Origin of the sequence: Sutcliffiella cohnii (assembly GCF_002250055.1) — a bacterium.
GTDB lineage: Bacteria > Bacillota > Bacilli > Bacillales > Bacillaceae_I > Sutcliffiella > Sutcliffiella cohnii.
This window is the reverse complement of sequence record NZ_CP018866.1, coordinates 1,644,624-1,663,125: the sequence shown is the minus strand read 5'-3', so window position 1 is coordinate 1,663,125 and position 18,502 is coordinate 1,644,624. Positions and strand designations below refer to the sequence as shown.

The window sequence follows — 18,502 nt, the reverse complement described above, 5'->3', positions numbered from 1 at the left end:
TGTGTTAAATATATTACAATCAAAAAGAAACACCAAATTGGTAAGATAAAATTTGGTGTCTCTTTGCTCCCCATTATATTAGTAACCCATTTCTATTATTTTTTTGAAATGAGCATCATTAGCTTCCATATTTACTTGCTTACATAACTGTATATTCAACCTAATTATTTCCGGAACCATACTTGCGATTGTTTTCATTATTTGATTAGTGTTCCGATTACAATCCCAACTTTCCAGCAAAGATAATTGCCACGTCTTTAATTTACTTCGTTCACCCTCTATTTTGGACCAAACACCATAAGCACTATCTAAATGCTCATCCATCTCCATATACCACCCAGCAGCGATTAACCAACGAATCATATCTAAATTAGAGAGCGCATAATATACTTCCCCTCTCATAACTGCACGGTAAGCTTCGTGTATATATGCAAGGACTTTCCCTCTCCAAACCTCCACTTCTTCGGTAGAAGGTTTATATTGTAGTGCGGACGATTTTAATATTGCGTTGCTTATAAGATTGTTTGGATCGTATAAAACCTTATATCCCTTTATCCATATAGAAGCTGTAACTTCTTCGGGGGAATGATACCAACTATCTACTTTGACGAAACAATCATAATGGGTTACTACCACTGGTGACAGAGGATTAAAATCTTCAAAAAATAATACCTCTCCCCATTTGCTAGCTCTATTTCTTTTATTTTTAATAAAATCCGCTTTCGTTTCGGGAGTCACAATTGTATGTATATCAATATCCGAATAATTATCAGCATTCCCTTTAGCTAACGAACCCGCTAAATAAATAGCTAAAACGTTAGAGTCTGAACTCAAATCTTTTACTGCATGATCCAACAGTATTTCTCGATGTTTTGGCAAAGCTTCATCCCGTTCTAAATGTCTACTTACAAATCCCACACACGTATACCATCTCCTTTTATTTTTTACTAATAACAAAGCTATAATAAACTTAACTTTTTAATAGAACCTTCCCCTCATATTGACGACTTTCTACTAGTTTATGAGCGTCGGCTGCTTTACACAATGGAAAAACTTCTGCAATTTTCAAGTTGATTTTATTTTCCGCAAACAACTGAATTACTTTTTCTGCTACAGGTGCTAATCGTTCAGGGGCATATTTTCTCGTTGTTCCTAAGCTAAAGCCCTTTACATTTCTACAGCTACTATGAACATCACTTGTTTTAAAAGAACCTGCTTTACCACTACTGTTACCAAATTGTACGAGAGTTCCATATAAACTTAAACATTCTAAACTCTTACTAGTAACATCTCCCGCTACGGAGTCAAAAATAACATTAGCCCCTTTCTCTTTGGTAACTTGTAGCACTTCACATGCAAAAGTTTCATAAGTATATACTGAATGCGCACCTAATTGTTTCACATAATTTTCCTTCTCTAAATCTCCTACTGTGCCAATGATATGTTTCACGCCTTCTAAGCTTGCTAATTGTACTAGAGTTGAACCTACTCCGCCGGCAGCACTATGAATAACAATCACATCATTTTCACTTACTTGGCCAATTTCATGTAATAGCATATAAGATAAAATGGACACAGTCGGCATCGTGGCAGCTTTCTCAAAGGATAGCCTATCAGGAATCTTAAAAACTAGTTGTTCATTAGCAATAACATATTCCGCATAAGAACCAGCTTTCGGAAACGCAATAACTCGATCTCCTTTTCTGTACTTAGAATCACTAGGAGCCTCCTCTACAACTCCCGCAACATCTAGCCCTAATGTAAATGGGAAATTACCTTTACCCTTATTCCCTCGGCGTTTTTTAATGTCCGCATAGTTGACGCTCGTATATTCCGCTTTTATTAAAACTTCATTTTCACCTAACTTTGGTATTTCGACATCCGTGTACAATAGTACGTCAGCATCGCCGAATTCGTGTTGAACTATTGCTTTCATGCTATTATTCCTCCTTTTAAACGCTTAATAATTTCAGAGAACGGCGCTGTTTATCTCATTTGTTCTCCAGAAACGATATGCCAATGGAGATGCTTAGAGTCTTGATATTCACCTAAATTAGTTATTATTCTGCATGCCCCGTGTTTTTCGGTAACCATTTTTGCCACCTTTTGGATTACCCCCATTAATTCCATCAACAATTCATTATCACTTTCTTCCAACGTAATAAATGAAGAGATGTGTCTCTTCGGAATGGCAACAATATGAACTGGCCAAAAAGGTTTTGTATGATAATAAGCTAATACATTTTCTGTTTCGAACACTTTATTTACTTTTGTTTTACCACTTAGAACCTCGTCACAGTAAAAGTCTTCGGTCATCGTAATCCCACCTATAAGTTTATTAATGTTATATCTATTTTCGATATTTACTTGCTATTGTTTTAAAGCATTATCTAAAATCTCTTGGTATATCACATTCCAATTATGATAGTAATCTGCTACTCTTCTAGGATCAATTAGAATTCGTTCTTTTGTTTCATATTTAGCATCAAAGTCATGTAATTCATTAATATCCATTCGATAAAAAACTTGGTATCCAATTTTCGGATATGTACTAGCTTCATTCCAATTCGGATTGTCATGGTGATCCACGATAATATGGCCTAAGAGTGAACAACTTCCTGTTACGTAACCTTCTTCATAAGCTTCACGTTGTAAACATTCTTCAGCAGTTTCTCCATCTTCCACATGACCTCCTGGGAAATCCCAGCCTCTATGATTTATATTTACTAATAGTAGTTTATTATTTTTGAAGCAAAATCCGTGAGCACTTGTAGTTAATTTTTTAGGAGGAAGTGCTGTATCGTTTTTCCAAGTTAATTTTACTCTCCCACCACTCCAATACACATAATTTGAAGACATGTATTCTCTCCAATCATTATAAATTGACACTTTTACGTATAGGTTATACTAGGTTATCAACCTCAATTAGAAAGTTACTTATATACTCATTAAACTGATCTTCTTCTTCGATATGTGAATAATGAGAGGAATTTTGGAATTCTATATGTCTACTCTTTTTGATACCTGACTTAAATAATTGCGCTTGTCCAACAGATACACCATCATATTTACCACTAATTATGAGTGCCGGACAGTGTATTTCATTTAATTTTCTACAGATATTATAACTTGCTATCTCTTTATTTTTCTCTGGATTCCAAATTAGTTGATTTGTACCAACATCTTTATCTTCAATGGATTTAATTAAGTAATTAGGATATTTGACTCTACAATAAAATAGTTTATTATATTCGTATGTAAAGTGTTCAACTTCTTCAGGAGAAGGTTTTAAACCTTCATTCATCTTCTTTATTACCTGCTTTAATTCATCAGGAAAATGCTCTTTAGCAAATTTTTCTCTTTCCTCAAGACATACTTTCCAATTAGCAATACCACTATGTAAAATGAGACTCTTTGTTTTTTTGGGATATTGTAAAGCAATATTTACTCCTAAAATTGTTCCCCATGAATGACCAAGAAGATGGAATTCTGTTATATTTAGTTGTGTCACAAGAGTTTTAAATTGTTCAACGAAATCTTTAATTGTTAACGAGCTGAAACGTTCAGATCTTGTTGACCTTCCGCTACCTAACTGGTCATATCCTATGACTAGCCTTGTTTCAGCTAAAGAAAATAAAGGAGTTAATGTTTTAAAGGAGAGACCAGGTCCACCAGCCAAAAGAATAATAGGAGTATTATCTTTAAAATTTACATTTGGAGTGTGAATTTCGTAGTATGTTTGATAATTTCCATTCTCAATAAATCCAGCTTTGACTTCGACACCAGCACAAGTTTTAGTGTTACTGTTCAAGTGAAACCTCCTAACTAGTTTAAGATGCCATACCATATTCCTGACATTCTCAAGACATGTTGCAATCAATTAAAAAACATCTTTTATTTTGTCTTCAGAAAATTAATCGCTTTAATCTAATTATACTATATTTTTCCAAATGGTTAGATAGAATTTTTCTACTTGCTAGATTATCTTCAGGAATTATTAAACAGTCACTCTAACTATATAGCGAGAAAATGTAATAGGTAATCCGTATTCTGTGGCATTTTGTTCATAAATCTTGGTTATTTCAAATAGATTTTTTTCTTTCAATATATTATAAATGGAGGGATGTTGACCAAAACAACGTAATTTTAATACGTCCAAAGGAGTATTGATATACTCTGTACTATTCATAACTTCAACATTTACACTAGAGAAATTGCTTACACTAAGTCTTTGTTTAATAACATTTAAAATTGAAGTTCCTGTTGAATATTTAAAGAGGTTAGGAAATAAGAGTGGTAATTCTTTACCTGACTCATCACCAAGGTGAAGACCAATTAATTCACCTCCATTTTTTATTACTTTTTTAAGGAAGGGATAAGCAGATGTAGGACCTTTCCTAATGTATGCACAATCAAATTCGTCTATTTCAAAAGGTAATCCATTTTTTGTATTTCCCACAACAAAGGACACATTTGGGTTAGTATCTTCTGAGCCAACCTTTACAAAATTATCTGTTACATCAAGCCCTATTATTTCTTTTGCTATTAGACCGCATTTATTCGTAAATTCACCATGTCCACACCCAACATCTAGTACTTTTTTATTTGCTATCATATGAGTTACTTCGTTATCAAAAATTGATTCTCCGTTAGGTTCTGTAATAGTTGACTTCCAAGAATATATGTATTTACCATGAAGAATACTCATTTGTTTGTACCACTCTAACGAATGTGGTTGTATCCACTCTTCCAAAGATGTCGGGTCAATTAAATGCATGTACTTTCCCTCCTTAACAACAAGTAAAACCCGAAATGGAAATCTAATTTATGTAGAATAATCACTTCAATTTAGGAAGTAATTTTTCCCTGTGATCTTTTGAAAGATTAATTAACTTAAAGCTTCCTGTACCTATTAAACTCTTAAGGTTATGAACTTCCTTCCACGCTAGATCATAGAGGGCTTTATCAACAATACCTTTTGATAATGCATCCTCAAGTTCATCAGCATCTCTTACAATTAATTCACCTGATGGCAGTACAACGATATCTAGGAATAAATCGTCCATCCAAGGAATACCGTTTTTCATTCCGTTCCTAAGACATATATCTATATACCATTGCACGATATTCCCATCGGCATCAAACATCGTTGTTACGGAATGGTTTTTATTAAATGGAAACTGCTGCAACCACATATAACCATCGTCTACAATACAAACAAGTTTTTTACCATACTGAACCGATAATGGCTCTGTCACTTTTATAGTGTTTAATAAGGTTATATATCCCTTAAATTCTTTAGTTTCAAGATAAGTTTGTGAATATTTTCTTTTTATCACTCGTTTCCAGTTAGAAAGGTCCCCAAACTTTCTTTTTAGCATTCTACTCCCCCTATTAGTTGCCAATGTTACTCTAAAACCTATTTTCATTTAAATAACTTCAACATAAAAAGCATCAATCCTGCTTGGATCAACGCTCTTTATGCTAAAATTTGGTATAATGTGCTAATTCTCTAATTTGATTTATTTTATTATTCATTGATGTTATAAACTAATACATCAAATAATTCGCCATCAACATAAAGTAATATCGACCATTCTCCTGGCATTGGTATGTTCACGCTTGAAGGTGCGTGTGCATCTGCGCCATTATTTGCTCCCCCTAGGCCGATCGTCCAACCTGTTGTGATGATTTGATGCCACGTTTCCGTTTCTCTATGAAAACCTATAGCGGTAAGTTTGGTTTCCGTAGGATTTTCAATTTCCCAAAGATGCCACATCCACTTTTGGTTAATATTTATGCTTGGCATATTAGCACCAATAACACCTGATTTATTCTTATTCCCTACAATATTGTTACCTATATTAACAGCCTTTCTGTTCCAGTCAATTATTTCAATGTCACTTGCTTTTACAAAGCTAGGAATATCTATATTTTGGATAACTTTGTCTCCAACTGATAATACGACATCACCATAAAGTTTATTATTAAAATAGACTTCATATTTCCAAAGTCCACTATCTGGAACTTCAAAAAATGCTGTAAACCTTTGTAAACTTGAATATCCACCTGATGGTTCCGTAATTGTTTTGGAAGGTAATACATTAATCCGCTCACCTGTATCACTATGAATTGCATATATTTCTATATCTTTACCTTTATAGATATCAAATGATTCCTTAAAACTAAAGATATAACCATATGTTTTACCTGCGGACAAAGTAGGGTCTGGGAAAACTTCGAACAACTTCTGATTATTTTTTGTGTATTCATGTCGAACCTTCCATTCGCTTTCTACAGGCTGCAGAGACCCTCGATTTATATCATCTGAAGAATAGAAGTTAGGTAAGAAACCTGTATAAAACAATAAGATAAACAAGGATACAGCCAGAGTAGTGATAAGATAAATGGAGAAATTTGGTTTCTTTGTTACTTCTCGTTGATGAAGTGAAGCTCTTATCTTTTTTTTCTGAAGTTCTGTAAAATGAACACCTTTGTGAGTAGAAGAATTCATTGCTTTCCTTAAGTTTTTAAGCTCATTCTCCATTTTCCCTCCACCTTTCCATCATTATTTTTAATTTTTCCCTTCCCCTATTCAATCTAGTTTTTATCGTGTTTCTATTAATCTGCAAAATTTCACTAATTTCTTCTATTGAAAATTCCTCATAGTAATAGAGCGTTATAACCTCACGATATTTAATAGGTAGTGCTAAAACACAAGTAGATAAGAATGCCTCTTCGCTTCTCTTCAATATGAACGATTCCGGTGTTAATTCTAATGATTTTATTTGTGTAAGAAAGGTAGAGTTCATAACAATTCTTTTAAACAGTGAACTCTTCAATATATCTTTACATTTGTTGATGGTTATCCTAAATATCCAAGATTTAAAAGATACAATTTCATCAATGTTTTCATATTTTTTATAGCAAGTAATGAATACATCCTGAACAATATCTTCGGCTAGACTCCAATCCTTTGTATAGTTATAGGAAAGCTTTGTTAATCTGTCACCATATTCATCCATAATTCTTTCAAACCATGCATTTTTATCTTCTAGATATTCCTTTTCCATTCCGGCACCTCTACTCAAATTTACACCACCTCATTTCTCACTTAATGCTAAGACGATTGAGTTATGTATTGGTTTCATTTTTTTCAATAAAAAAAGCTACTCAGTTATGTATAAGTAGTTTCGAAAACGTGTAGAAAATATAAATTTACAGTCCAAATAACATTCATTTTCGTAGGATGAATTATTAATACATTAGCACAAAAAAAGCTAGGGTTATCCCAAGCTTTCGGTTTTGAATGTGTTGTTCTAATTTAATTAAAGCACCCGTTCACTTTAAGTGTACCTTTTCATACTTAATTCATTCGCACTAAAAAGGCACTTCCAAATAGCCAAATCATTGGGGTTAAGACCACCAAGAAAAACAAGCCAGTAAACATATACATTATGTATTGTTTTCTATTTAGACCTTCTCTTAATTCCCATAGCCCTAATGTGATAAAGTATAGTCCAAACAAAACCGAGATAATCGGAAGTACAATAATTACACCTAAACCACGCACTCGGACACCTCCATTTTTTGATAGTCCTCAATGGTTATGTATATTCAACAATAAAGGTGTTTTCCCTTTTTTTGAAATCCCTTATTGGATCAACGCACTCGTTAGTTATAAATAAGACTTAAACAATAATTGCATATTATATAAATGAAGTGACAATAAGTCTTTATTTCTTACGTTTTCGTTCTAAAAATATAGGTGCTATATTTAGTAAGATAGAAACAATAGTCAAAAACCAAAATGCCCTTGCCATACCAGGTATTACATCCGATAAAGCAGCCCAATCTTCAGCTTTTACCCACCGAGTTAGATAACTGTAATCTGCACAAATTGTTAATGCTGTAAATGATAATGCCATCGCCATAGCGAGCTTATAATCCTTTCCCGCTGCATACATATAAAGATTGATAAAAGTTGCTACTATTGCAATAACTCCAAATATTACCCACATAACTATACCTCCAAATAATTTTATTTTTGTCGTGTAATGATACTAATGTGCATGAACTCTTCTGCTTCATTTGTGTAATTAGCTCAATAAAAAACAATAAATCCTTCTTAGACTATCGGATAGTTAGTTAATTTAGACAATTATAATTCTAAATCAGTATTTTAATTTCCGCTGTTAAACCAAGAGATAAAACCAATTGAAATATACATAATCACTGCAATGGGTACTACTAGACTTAGTAAAATTAGATTCTTCTTCTCTTTATTCTCTTTCAAAGCATTATAGTGAATTGATAATGTAATGATAGACACCATCATTGTCACATTTTGGTAAAATGAGGTAAATTTATATATTGGCTCATTGACAATCAAACTGTAAATAACAGATATTAGAATTAAACTGGATGTTATTATTGCTAAATGAGTATTAGTAAATTTTTTCATCTTCCATCCCCTTTCTTAACTATAATAGATAGTTGAGTTACTAATAAAATTAAAACCGATAAACCTATTAACGGCTTTATTGGGAGATAGTAAATTGTTTTCTGTGTCAAAACAATAAAATTCCCCCCATATAAATCCCTCAATTTTCTTATTCCACATTTCTGCGCCTCATTCTACAATAACTTAAACAAAAAGCTATTCCCCTTCTTGAAGAATAGCACCCTTTATTCCCCAGAGACTTATAAAGGTTACAAGGGAATTCGTATCTACACTCACTAGTATTCCCTCCACCTAAGACTCATTTTGATTACCATCTTATTGCTCTTCTACCTCTTACACTCAAGCTTGTGAAGTAACAGGATGTTTCATTTGCAGTGGGAAATGATTATTATCGTTTTCTCTTACAAATAATACGTCACTTCCATTAGCAATATTTCTTTCTGTATGAATGCCTTGATAATCCGGAGTGTAATGAAAAACTATTTTAGTAGTCTCTTCATCACATATTTTTGATAGAATTGCGTCAATATCAACAGCGTTTTTCGTAATAATATCAAAAATATCAATTTGATTTTTATCCTTTTTATAAATGACAATAGCATCCTCGCGTTCTAGGTAGTATATATCCTGATGAAACACATACATGCAATGAAACATGAGAATAGACTGCGTATTTTCCGTTCCAAATGTTTGAGAAACAGGCACTCTTTTAGATGCAAATTGATAGATAAAATGTAGATCGTCTACATTGGTACCATTGAGTTTACGAATACCGGTTGTATCTACATTACTTGGTGAATAGTTCATTGAATATTGGTACTCATTTACTGGTTTAAAACCAAATTTAGGATAGAAATTTAAAACAGTTTGATTAGCAAATAAATACATATAATCGTATTTATCTTCGTATTCTTTTAACACTTTATTCATTAAGCTAGCCGACACACCCTTATTTCGATAATCAGGGTGTGTCATGACTGTCCCAATTTGTAGTGCTCTTTTTTTCTCACCATTAATCACGAAACCTAGTACATTGACAGAAACATTTGCGACAACTTTCCCCTCATTAACGTAAGAAAAAGGTAAATATCGTTCACTCCAAAAACCCAATGTGTACCATTCTTCAAAATTGATACCAAATACCTTTGTAGCAAGCTCGTTGAAACTTTTTCTTAGTTTCTTATCATTCTTGTAATCTTTTATGAAATGTAATTCGTTCATGTTATTTCCCCTTAATACCGACCTTAAGTAAATCTATGAATGTTTATTCCTAATTTTTTGTTGTAAATAGGAGGCAAAAAATAGTGCAATTCCTAGACACACCAACGATATGGACAAATATTGATCTTTAAAAACAAATACTTCATTAAAATTTTGAACAAACAACAATACTCCTAGTATAAAAAATATAATTCCTAATCCAAAGTTCACTTTTCCGAATAGAGTAAGATTTTTCATGCATTATATCTCCTTTCTTTTTCCGTTTGCCACTAGTCCTTCTACTATAAACGCACCCTTATCAATCTTCACCAGTGTTAATAACCACCAGTTGCTTAAAAGGAATACCTAAGTAACTATATTTAATAAGAACATTCTTTATCTCATCATCGTGATAGACAATAATACCGTATTCTCTAATCGTGTCAAAAACTCCTTCCTCGTATTCTTGCTTAGGAGGTGTCTTTATCGGATAATCTTCTATGTTATGAAAACTAAAACCTTCTCTCGTTTCACCCACTGCTTCTGCAATCATAACCATCGTGTTGGAACGGCTAAGTCCGAGTTCAACTTTTACAGGCTTGTACGAATCGTTTACTATAACTTCTTTTAGCTTTATGTTTGCAAAGCCATGGTTCTCAGGATTAACACCAGCGACAACATACAGATTTCCCTCTTTATCTAGGATAGGTTCAACAGTTGTGCCGTGTCCACGAATGTAAAGGGGTGGATTCATTACTAGAAAAGCTAGAAATCCGAAAAATAAAATAATAATCAAGACTACGGGAATTAGAATTTTATTTTTCATCATTGCCCTCCTCCCTCTATTTTAAACAACTCAAATACAGTATCCCGTTCAGTAGGAGGTTGATTTATCCATTCATGTAAGCTTCTGATTATAGGTGCTTTATGTGGGAAGTAGTGGGTAAAAACGTCAGATTGTTCGTGAAGTTTAGTCGTCCATATTTGTGAGCGTGCCATCACCATGGAATAGTATGTTCGGATGAGTTTACGAGCGAAGCCTTGTGAAATAATTTTAAAATCTTCTATAGAAGCTGCTGTTTCTAACCTTTTTAACGTCCTAGTAACATAATTACATATATCGCCATTGAAACTAATCGCTATCTCTGGTGTAAGTTTATACGGACCAAATCGCTCCCCTACATCCTCTCCGTACACACAAACTGATATTTCCTTTATAAAGGCATTTTCATAATAATTAGTAGGATCAACGGTGTAATCGTAATATGCAACAGCAATACCTACATCTCGAACGAGAGAACCGTACTTTACAGACAGTTCACTTGCGAGAGTTTTTAGTGCAGCCAACTTCTCGGCACTAAGTTGGCTGTTAAACATGGCAATTAGATCTAAATCTGACTTTAGTGGTATTGCATCCCCTCTTGCTACGCTACCATACACATAAACACTATGTAGTTGTTGAGGAAACAATTTTTTAAGACTCTCAATCGATTCTTGAATACATGGCATATAGGATTTATCAATTTTTTCTATACTAACATCGCTTTCGATAAATCCATTATGGTCTAGGCCGTAACCGGCTTTTAACATTGCAATCGACTCCCTCACCTTATATTTACGAAATCCTACTTTCATCATAGTGAAGAGTTCATCAAACTAAGTACCTTTAAAACTATTCTTTAAATGATAACCCTTCTTCTTTAAGAGATGCTCTCAATGTTGGTAAAGAAGCTGGTCCAATGCCATGTAGCTTTAAAATTTCTTTTTCCGTATACTTTGATAGTGCTGTTAAAGTTTCAATCCCTTCGTGAATTAACGCACTTCTTGCAGGTGAACTAAGTTTCGAGAGAAAGCCACTCGTAGGCTTATTTTCTTTTTCACACGTTGGACAGGTTGGACAATCACTGCTTTTATAAAACTCATGACCTTTATCACAAACCTTCAATTTCTTCTTTTCTTTCAACATAATCCCTCCAAACAAAATACTGGACTAGCATAAGTATGTTCTCTATATACCATTTTAACCATTTATGTACAAAGCGAATAGTTATTCTTCTTCTATTACATACGAAAAGGAAACTTTATTCCAAACCCATTCTTTGAAATAAGCGTCTACTGCTTGTTTAATTTCTATTTCACTTCTTTTCTCGTCAATACCTAACTCTTTTAAGGCAATGGTTTCTTTCAGATTCATCGTACTTACCGAGAAAGTGACTGTTTTAGTCATCTGTTAATCCTCCAATAGTCTTTTTCCGGTCGCCAATATAATTCCATATTGATAATGTTATCCAAAATAGAATTGGAACTACAAATAAAAGCCCCTTATATGGGTTTGGTAAAAGGAAAAAGACCAATAACATTGTAATAAAAAATGGCGGCATTAATATCCAGTAACGTTTCCACCTAGTCAATTAATCTCCCCCTGTTAATTGTCATTTTTCAATGCATTTATACTTACATTTATTATATAGTTTTTTTGCAAAATCTGTATAAAGATTTATTCCTTGTTGAGTTAGTGAAGATACTAAAACAGAGCACATACCAAAAAATGGATCGAATAGGACCTCTGTCTATAAAAAAGGACCTATCCCAGTAAACGATATACTAAGAGATAGATCCATTTGGCAGTTTTATATGTATGTACATTTACCCATCTAAATTACACGAAAAATGTTTAACGGTGAATCCAGTTTTTTGAATACTTGGAAGTCCACCTTTATCGTAACAACCATCAGCTAAACTTTTAACCTCTTGGTAGCTGAAATATGCCTGACTTGCAAAAACTATACATAATGCAACTGTAACAGATGATACAATAATAGCAATTTTGGAACTTAGTGTCTTTAATTTCATCTAACCCCTCCATGATTTATCTATTATACCATTTGTAGCGGAACTGGGAAAGTCTACTAAAATAAAGAGAATCCATATTCCAATTAAAAAAAGCGGACGAGGAAGCTAGTCCCTCTGTCCACTACGTTCGTTGTCTGCGCATCCATTGCGTTGCAGCCCATTTGTCACCGATAGTAACGGGTGCTCCACCATGTAATGTTAGTTCATTTAAAGTTTGATCGTTATAAAAATACTCAAAATAAACGGCCATCCCTTTTTGTGGTGAAACGGAATATTTTAGTTTGGGGAAATATGTTTCTCCGCCTTCTTCTACGTCATTTAAGTACATAACAAGTGTACTTATGCGAGGATTTTGAACCTTTCCACTTTTAGATGTAAAAAAGTCAAAATGGGCCTTATACTCTTGGCCAATTTTATAGTTTAATATTTGAAGTCCTTCACCATGTTCTACAGGAATATTCATTATTTGGGAGATTCGCTTTTCCACTCTTGCAACAATCTCATTTTCACCTTCTGGCAAAAATGTACTACTACTCGTTCTCAACTCGTTTACTTTTAAAGAATTAGCAACTTTTGAGTGTTCTAGTCTATCCTTTGACAATTTAATTAGCTCATCACATTCTTTATCACTTAGAACATTTCCTAGAATTACCACTAACGGTTCTTCTAATCTAGCAATGATGTTTATGACTCGGTCATCTGTTACAATTTTATTTCCAATGTGATTAAAAATAGTAGGTTCTTTTGTAGCTAATTGTTCTGTCAACTTTCATCAACCTCTTCAATATAAAATTTTTAGAATAATCAGATTGTTTTAAAGCGATTTATTGATTCGTATTTAACCTTGTACGTTTCCCCTATCTATCAAAAAGCGATAAATAATTAAATATTTTACACTGAAGACTGATATTTTTCTATATTTTTTTGGAATAAAAAGATATTTTTTTACTTTAAATGGTTTGAAAATGTTTACAAATTTAGTGGAAGCATAAAAAAAGGGCCCTTTTGTCAGAACCCATACCTACTTGATTTATAAAATTAGTGTTACTCAACTCTTATTTTCCAGAAAATGTGTGGACGAGGGACCTGTCCCTCTGTCCACTATCCCTCTGTCCACTAGACTCTTAATGAGCCGCGGAATCCTCTTGCGGCGTAGTAGGATTCTGCTCCGTTGTGGTAGACGAAGACGTGGCCGTAGCGGCTATCGCAAAATAGGGCACCACCTCGTTCTCTAATATCCGCTGGTGTTTGTATCCAACTTGACGTTTTAAGGTCAAAGTTTCCAAGCTTTTGCAGCTCGCGATATTGTTCTTCTGTTAGTAGTTCAATCCCCATGTCAGTCGCCATATTAATAGCACTATTTTCTGGTTTATGTTTCTTCCTAGATTCTAGTGCTTCTTGGTCGTAACAAACACTTCTACGACCTTTAGGACTTTCCGCTGAGCAATCATAAAATATGTATTCATCCGTTTCTCTATCATAGCCAACTACATCTGGTTCTCCTTCCGTTTTTTCCATTTCATAAAGAGACGAAAGTTTTTCAGGATTAGCTACTAGTTTCACTAGGACGTTACTCCATTCAAGCTCCTCATGGCGGTTTCTATTTTTCTCAAAACGATCATGCAATGTTTTAAGTAATTCTTCCCGTTGCTCTTGTGACAATTCTTGATTATTACTTTTTGTCATGGTAAAACTCCCTTATCGAAAATAAAATATACTATAACTTTACCTTATTTATATAGTTTTTTAAAATTTGTTCATTAAATGCTGTTTATTTTTGCAAGTTTTTTTTCATAAGAGAAGCTACTCGTAAATTATCTTCATCCGTACTATTTTCTAAATGTTGAATGACTAACTTTTGACGTTCGATTGGATGGTTTTGACTTAACTTAGCTTTCGCTTCTATTTTTGTAATGTTTATTTTAAACGCTACAATTCCTTTTGACAGTCCTTCCACATAACTAGGCTCAACCTCCCCCAAACTGTATGGACTATCATCACTTTCATATTTCTCTACCAAATCATTTAAAGAGTCAAATACTGCTTTTGGATCATCCACAATCTCCATTTTTCCATATACATGGATAGACACGTAATTCCAAGTAGGGACTGCCTTATCCGTTTCATACCAGGATGGAGAAATATAACAATGTGGACCTTGGAAAACGGCAAGAACTTGTTGGTTTTCTGCATCCTTCCATTGTTCATTCGGTCGTGCAAAGTGTCCGTATAAAGCATTCTCCGTTTTATTTAACATTAGAGGTAGATGAGTAGCATACGGCTCTCCTTCGTGCTGGGAGAATAATGTTGCAAAGCCATACTTGTCAATAAAATCATAAATGACTTCTTCCTCTTCGATTTTAAAATATTTTGGTATATACATCACCATCCACCTTTCCAAAAGTTAAAGTACTTTCGTCATAATAAAGTCTGTTTGCTCCTCATCACCCATAATAAAAGCATGTGCTCCTGTTTGAACAAACCCCATTTTTTCATAAAAAGCTATCGCGTTCTCATTTTTCTCCCAAACACCTAGCCATACTTTCTCTTTATTATGTTCCAGCGCAATTTCAATCGCTTTATTGTACAAAAGTTTACCAAGTCCATGTTTTTGGAATTCGCTCATAATATAAATCCTCTCAATCTCTAGAGAATCAGTTCCCATCTCTTCCGATTGTGCGTCATTCGTATTTACTTTTAAATATCCAGCGACTTCACCATTTACATAAGCAAAAAAGAATTTCGAAAATGGATTAGACAACTCATTTCCTAATTGTTCTAAGTTAAATGCTATTTCTAAATAGGCTTTCATATTTTCAGGAGAATTTTGATCCTTAAAAGTTTCGTTAAAAGTGACGTAACTAATGTCTTGTAAAGGTTTGAGATCGTCTATCGTACATTGTTTTATATGTATCAATTTTTTAGTACCTCCCTTTTGTGCTTAATACTCTCTCTTGTTCCCTTTTTTCACAAAATCCCAATCTTTTTCTATATTTTTTCTAACTCTTTGAAGTAGTTCATAAATAGTTTCTATTTCTGTTTCAGAGAATCCTGCTAAAGCAACGGTATTAGAATGTTCATTTTCTCTTATTATAAAAGGAAACACTTGTGTCCCTTTTTCTGTTGGATAAAGTTTTTTTATTTTTTTGTTATGGGAATCATCTTTCTTTTCAATAAAGCCATTAAGCTCCAATTTCTTTATAGCCCGAGCTGCTGTTGTGCGATCTACTTTTATCATCTCAGCTAATTTTTCTTGAATGATACCTGGGTTTTCACATATCCTCACAAGGTACAAGTATTGCCCTTTTGTAAGGTCAAATTCTTTAAACTCCATATTACTTATCGAATCTAACGCCCTGGCTATCATACCAATTTCACGAAGGATTTCTTTCATACTAACCTCCTTTTAGTATTTTTTGTTGTAAATACAACAAAAAAATATATGTTAAATATAATCTATTTTTGTTGTATATGCAACAAAAATAAATAATGAATTAGCGACAAAGAATTTCTCGTCCAGTAAAGTAACCTACACTTTACAACTCATTGTTTCTTTACATTCCATCCGCTTTCATTTATATTAAGGATTATTTACGAACAAGTTCACACACATATTTCTACTTTTTTCTTAAATTACCAAAAAATGTGTGGACAAGGGACCTGTCCCTCTGTCCACTTTTACATAAAGAATTTAGAAAGAGAGGAATTGGTACTTCACTTTTGAAAGAGATAATCGCAATTGCCAAACAGAAAGAATATATGACCTTAATTGCTGGAATTGATGCAACAAATGAAAAAAGTATCGCTATTCATAAAAGTTTTGGTTTTGTTCACTCTGGTACGATTAAAAAGGCAGGATACAAATTTAATAGATGGCTTGATTTAGCATTTTATCAATTAGAACTTACCGGACCTAAAAAACCTTCAGAAGATTAATTAAAGCTAAAAAAATATAAGCATGTTTTGACCAAACTGCTTGTCCAAAACATGCCCAAACTATTATTTATAATGATTATTCTCTACAAGATAATTTTTTGCCATAAAATAAGCCGTTACTGTAAAAAGTTGTGTTTTAATTTTATTTGTTGTTATTAGCTCTCCAAAGCAATCAAAATCATACAATTTAACATCTATCTCTTCTGTATCATCTAAGTCTTGCTCATGTTTTTTGTATGCATCCAATAGGAGAAAGGTTTTTATTTTATTGTTTTGGGTAGCTGGATTCACCATAAATTCACCTAAGAAGATAGGTTTTGTATCCGATATATAGCCTGTTTCTTCTCTTACTTCTCTAATTAAACCTTCTTCATCCGTTTCATTTCCTTCTTTTTTCCCGGCTGGCACCTCTAAGAAAAAATCTTCCCCGGCGTAACGATATTGTTCCACTAACAAGATTTGATTTTCTTTAGTTATAACAACCGCGTTCACCCAATCGCTATATTCATTAACATAATACTCGTCAATCACAATACCATTTGGCAGCTCACAACTATCTTTTCTAATGTTGCCAAATGGGCTTTTATTTATATACTCTGATTTCAATGTCTTCCACTTATCCATAAGAACCTCCATAAATAATTAGGAGGAGTACTCCAATGTTTAAGGAGATACCCTTCCTTTATGTTAATAAAGTCTTTTAGAATAACTTTCTACTAATCTTTCTTCTATCGATTCTACACTGGTGTTTGGTAGCTTCGCATGCTCAAAAAGAATTTTAGAAGGAGACGGCAGCAATTTTTTTTCTGTCCATGTGCTTGGTTCCCATAAACCTGAGCGTTTGAATGCTTTGGCACAATGGATAAAGCACTCTTCCACTTCTACTCCAATGCCTATAAGTGGTTTCTTTCCTTTTACCGCCATTGCGTCAAGTAATTCGTCATCCATTACTAATTTTGCTTTCCCGTTCACTCTTAATGTTTCTCCTAATCCTGGGATTAAAAAGATAAGGCCAACGTTAGGGTTCGATAAAATATTTCGCATCGAGTCCATTCGTTTATTTCCAGGTCTTTCAGGGATTATTAATTGCTGTTCACTTAACACTTGAACAAAACCTGGTTGGTCCCCTCTAGGTGAAACATCACAAGAGCCAGATTTATCTGCAGTAGACATGACTACAAACGGTGATTTTGATATAAACTCTTTACAATGATGATCAAGATATGTAATAACTTTATTTTTCACTAATTCACTCGGATACCCTAAGATGGACCTAAGCTCTTCCTCTGTTTCAATCGTTTTTTGGAATTGATAGCGTTCTTTCATCATCCACCTCTTTATTTTTTATCTATTTAGATGGCCAACCGCCCCAAATATCAAGTTTATTGCCGTCTGGATCATAGGCATAAAAATTCAGCCCACAGCTCCCGTTATCTTCTATAGGTGACACAAAAGTACCATTATTCTTCATTTTATTAAATAGGTTGTGAATGTCATAGACTTCTATAGTTAGTACACTTTGTTCCGTTCCACCTATTTCTATATAATTAAGGGTTGTCGGTTTAGGTGTTCTTATTAAAAAAATGGAGGTTCCAGAGGGAATTCGTAGTTGTGCCTGATTTTCATGGACTGGTCCCATCAACTCTAAACCGAGAGTTTCAACATACCATTTCACCGCATTTTCTGTATTAGTTGTAGGGAGATAAATACAGTTAATCTCTTTTACTATACTCACTACTAATACCTCCTCCATAGCCATTGATAAACGAATTTACTTAATAAAGAAGTACATAATAGGAAGTGCAACTAAAACAACGACTACACTTTGGATAAAGGTCAAGATTAAATCCTTTTTCCAAGGATTACTCGCAGGGTAACGATTATTTATCCTTTGAAATACAAGAAATACAATCCACAAAAATAATATACTATTAATGATTGATCCTATCCCATCGTAATACAAGCTACTCCCCCTCACACAGTCCCCTAAAATAACTGAACATTCTATTAAATTTTATCATATATTTCCAAAAAAAGAACCTATATAGT

Annotated in this window: 27 protein-coding genes and 1 pseudogene; 1 reads left to right on the top strand and 27 read right to left on the bottom strand. The window is 33.6% G+C overall.

Annotated features, from left to right (window positions below; all coding sequences use genetic code 11):
• Window positions 1–78: 78 nt before the first annotated feature.
• The 24 genes from BC6307_RS08075 to BC6307_RS07955 all read right to left on the bottom strand — a co-directional run bounded on the left by BC6307_RS08075 (window position 79) and on the right by BC6307_RS07955 (window position 15,911).
• A complete protein-coding gene (locus BC6307_RS08075; RefSeq protein WP_066411447.1) occupies window positions 79–918 on the bottom strand; it encodes a nucleotidyltransferase domain-containing protein in 840 nt (279 codons plus the stop codon).
• A 52-nt stretch (window positions 919–970) separates the two neighbouring features.
• Window positions 971–1,936 carry a quinone oxidoreductase family protein gene (locus BC6307_RS08070; protein ID WP_066411450.1) on the bottom strand — a complete coding sequence of 322 codons (966 nt, stop codon included), beginning with the start codon at window positions 1,934–1,936 and terminating at the stop codon, window positions 971–973.
• Window positions 1,937–1,986: 50 nt separating this feature from the next.
• Entirely contained in the window at window positions 1,987–2,316 is a 330-nt protein-coding gene (locus BC6307_RS08065; RefSeq protein ID WP_066411453.1) for an HIT domain-containing protein, read from the bottom strand.
• Window positions 2,317–2,370: 54 nt separating this feature from the next.
• The gene (locus tag BC6307_RS08060) at window positions 2,371–2,859 is read right to left on the bottom strand and encodes an NUDIX hydrolase (protein WP_066411461.1); all 489 of its coding nucleotides are present in this window, start codon (window positions 2,857–2,859) and stop codon (window positions 2,371–2,373) included.
• Between the two features lie 43 nt (window positions 2,860–2,902).
• Window positions 2,903–3,811 carry an alpha/beta fold hydrolase gene (locus BC6307_RS08055; RefSeq protein WP_066411464.1) on the bottom strand — a complete coding sequence of 303 codons (909 nt, stop codon included), beginning with the start codon at window positions 3,809–3,811 and terminating at the stop codon, window positions 2,903–2,905.
• A 186-nt stretch (window positions 3,812–3,997) separates the two neighbouring features.
• Window positions 3,998–4,777, bottom strand: coding sequence for a methyltransferase domain-containing protein (locus BC6307_RS08050; RefSeq protein ID WP_066411467.1), 780 nt, complete (start codon window positions 4,775–4,777; stop codon window positions 3,998–4,000).
• Window positions 4,778–4,838: 61 nt separating this feature from the next.
• The gene (locus BC6307_RS08045) at window positions 4,839–5,381 is read right to left on the bottom strand and encodes a ribonuclease FAU-1 family protein (protein ID WP_066411470.1); all 543 of its coding nucleotides are present in this window, start codon (window positions 5,379–5,381) and stop codon (window positions 4,839–4,841) included.
• A gap of 149 nt (window positions 5,382–5,530) precedes the next feature.
• On the bottom strand, window positions 5,531–6,547 hold the full coding sequence (locus tag BC6307_RS08040; protein WP_066411473.1) for a DUF4871 domain-containing protein: 1,017 nt from the start codon (window positions 6,545–6,547) through the stop codon (window positions 5,531–5,533).
• The gene (locus tag BC6307_RS08035) at window positions 6,537–7,073 is read right to left on the bottom strand and encodes a sigma-70 family RNA polymerase sigma factor (RefSeq protein WP_066411679.1); all 537 of its coding nucleotides are present in this window, start codon (window positions 7,071–7,073) and stop codon (window positions 6,537–6,539) included. Before BC6307_RS08035 ends, BC6307_RS08040 begins: the two co-directional genes overlap by 11 nt.
• Before the next feature lie 293 nt (window positions 7,074–7,366).
• Entirely contained in the window at window positions 7,367–7,573 is a 207-nt protein-coding gene (locus BC6307_RS08030; RefSeq protein WP_066411476.1) for a hypothetical protein, read from the bottom strand.
• A gap of 163 nt (window positions 7,574–7,736) precedes the next feature.
• Window positions 7,737–8,021, bottom strand: coding sequence for a hypothetical protein (locus BC6307_RS08025; protein WP_066411479.1), 285 nt, complete (start codon window positions 8,019–8,021; stop codon window positions 7,737–7,739).
• Between the two features lie 782 nt (window positions 8,022–8,803).
• Window positions 8,804–9,685, bottom strand: coding sequence for a GNAT family N-acetyltransferase (locus tag BC6307_RS08015; protein WP_066411484.1), 882 nt, complete (start codon window positions 9,683–9,685; stop codon window positions 8,804–8,806).
• Window positions 9,686–9,718: 33 nt separating this feature from the next.
• Window positions 9,719–9,922: a hypothetical protein gene (locus tag BC6307_RS08010; protein WP_066411487.1), complete on the bottom strand. Its 204-nt coding sequence runs from the start codon at window positions 9,920–9,922 to the stop codon at window positions 9,719–9,721.
• Between the two features lie 61 nt (window positions 9,923–9,983).
• The gene (locus tag BC6307_RS08005) at window positions 9,984–10,493 is read right to left on the bottom strand and encodes a hypothetical protein (RefSeq protein WP_157076576.1); all 510 of its coding nucleotides are present in this window, start codon (window positions 10,491–10,493) and stop codon (window positions 9,984–9,986) included.
• Window positions 10,490–11,254 carry a nucleotidyltransferase domain-containing protein gene (locus BC6307_RS08000; RefSeq protein ID WP_084380131.1) on the bottom strand — a complete coding sequence of 255 codons (765 nt, stop codon included), beginning with the start codon at window positions 11,252–11,254 and terminating at the stop codon, window positions 10,490–10,492. The genes BC6307_RS08005 and BC6307_RS08000 overlap by 4 nt, the downstream gene beginning before the upstream one ends.
• A gap of 82 nt (window positions 11,255–11,336) precedes the next feature.
• Window positions 11,337–11,630 carry an RNA polymerase alpha subunit C-terminal domain-containing protein gene (locus BC6307_RS07995; RefSeq protein WP_066411493.1) on the bottom strand — a complete coding sequence of 98 codons (294 nt, stop codon included), beginning with the start codon at window positions 11,628–11,630 and terminating at the stop codon, window positions 11,337–11,339.
• 81 nt (window positions 11,631–11,711) lie between these two features.
• Complete coding sequence (locus tag BC6307_RS07990) at window positions 11,712–11,891, bottom strand: hypothetical protein (protein ID WP_066411495.1); 180 nt, start codon at window positions 11,889–11,891, stop codon at window positions 11,712–11,714.
• Complete coding sequence (locus BC6307_RS07985; RefSeq protein WP_066411503.1) at window positions 11,884–12,075, bottom strand: hypothetical protein; 192 nt, start codon at window positions 12,073–12,075, stop codon at window positions 11,884–11,886. Before BC6307_RS07985 ends, BC6307_RS07990 begins: the two co-directional genes overlap by 8 nt.
• Window positions 12,076–12,310: 235 nt before the next feature.
• Window positions 12,311–12,517, bottom strand: coding sequence for a hypothetical protein (locus tag BC6307_RS07980; protein ID WP_066411506.1), 207 nt, complete (start codon window positions 12,515–12,517; stop codon window positions 12,311–12,313).
• A 121-nt stretch (window positions 12,518–12,638) separates the two neighbouring features.
• Window positions 12,639–13,283, bottom strand: a complete 645-nt coding sequence (locus BC6307_RS07975; protein ID WP_066411509.1) for a 2OG-Fe(II) oxygenase — start codon at window positions 13,281–13,283, stop codon at window positions 12,639–12,641.
• A 350-nt stretch (window positions 13,284–13,633) separates the two neighbouring features.
• A complete protein-coding gene (locus BC6307_RS07970) occupies window positions 13,634–14,203 on the bottom strand; it encodes a DUF4256 domain-containing protein (RefSeq protein ID WP_066411512.1) in 570 nt (189 codons plus the stop codon).
• 85 nt (window positions 14,204–14,288) lie between these two features.
• A complete protein-coding gene (locus BC6307_RS07965; protein ID WP_066411515.1) occupies window positions 14,289–14,900 on the bottom strand; it encodes an FMN-binding negative transcriptional regulator in 612 nt (203 codons plus the stop codon).
• A 21-nt stretch (window positions 14,901–14,921) separates the two neighbouring features.
• On the bottom strand, window positions 14,922–15,434 hold the full coding sequence (paiA, locus tag BC6307_RS07960; RefSeq protein ID WP_066411518.1) for a spermidine/spermine N(1)-acetyltransferase: 513 nt from the start codon (window positions 15,432–15,434) through the stop codon (window positions 14,922–14,924).
• Window positions 15,435–15,458: 24 nt separating this feature from the next.
• A complete protein-coding gene (locus BC6307_RS07955) occupies window positions 15,459–15,911 on the bottom strand; it encodes a MarR family winged helix-turn-helix transcriptional regulator (protein WP_066411521.1) in 453 nt (150 codons plus the stop codon).
• A gap of 290 nt (window positions 15,912–16,201) precedes the next feature.
• Here BC6307_RS07955 and BC6307_RS07950 point away from each other — a divergent pair.
• Window positions 16,202–16,453 (top strand): annotated as a pseudogene (locus BC6307_RS07950) (GNAT family N-acetyltransferase); the annotation flags it as partial.
• A gap of 63 nt (window positions 16,454–16,516) precedes the next feature.
• Here the strand turns inward: BC6307_RS07950 and BC6307_RS07945 are convergent.
• From BC6307_RS07945 to BC6307_RS07935, 3 genes are all read right to left on the bottom strand, one after another.
• Window positions 16,517–17,077 (bottom strand): NUDIX hydrolase, encoded by a 561-nt coding sequence (locus BC6307_RS07945; RefSeq protein ID WP_066411524.1) that lies wholly within the window; start codon window positions 17,075–17,077, stop codon window positions 16,517–16,519.
• 63 nt (window positions 17,078–17,140) lie between these two features.
• Window positions 17,141–17,782: a pyridoxamine 5'-phosphate oxidase family protein gene (locus BC6307_RS07940; protein ID WP_066411526.1), complete on the bottom strand. Its 642-nt coding sequence runs from the start codon at window positions 17,780–17,782 to the stop codon at window positions 17,141–17,143.
• Between the two features lie 19 nt (window positions 17,783–17,801).
• Window positions 17,802–18,188 (bottom strand): VOC family protein, encoded by a 387-nt coding sequence (locus tag BC6307_RS07935; RefSeq protein WP_066411528.1) that lies wholly within the window; start codon window positions 18,186–18,188, stop codon window positions 17,802–17,804.
• Window positions 18,189–18,502: the final 314 nt, after the last annotated feature.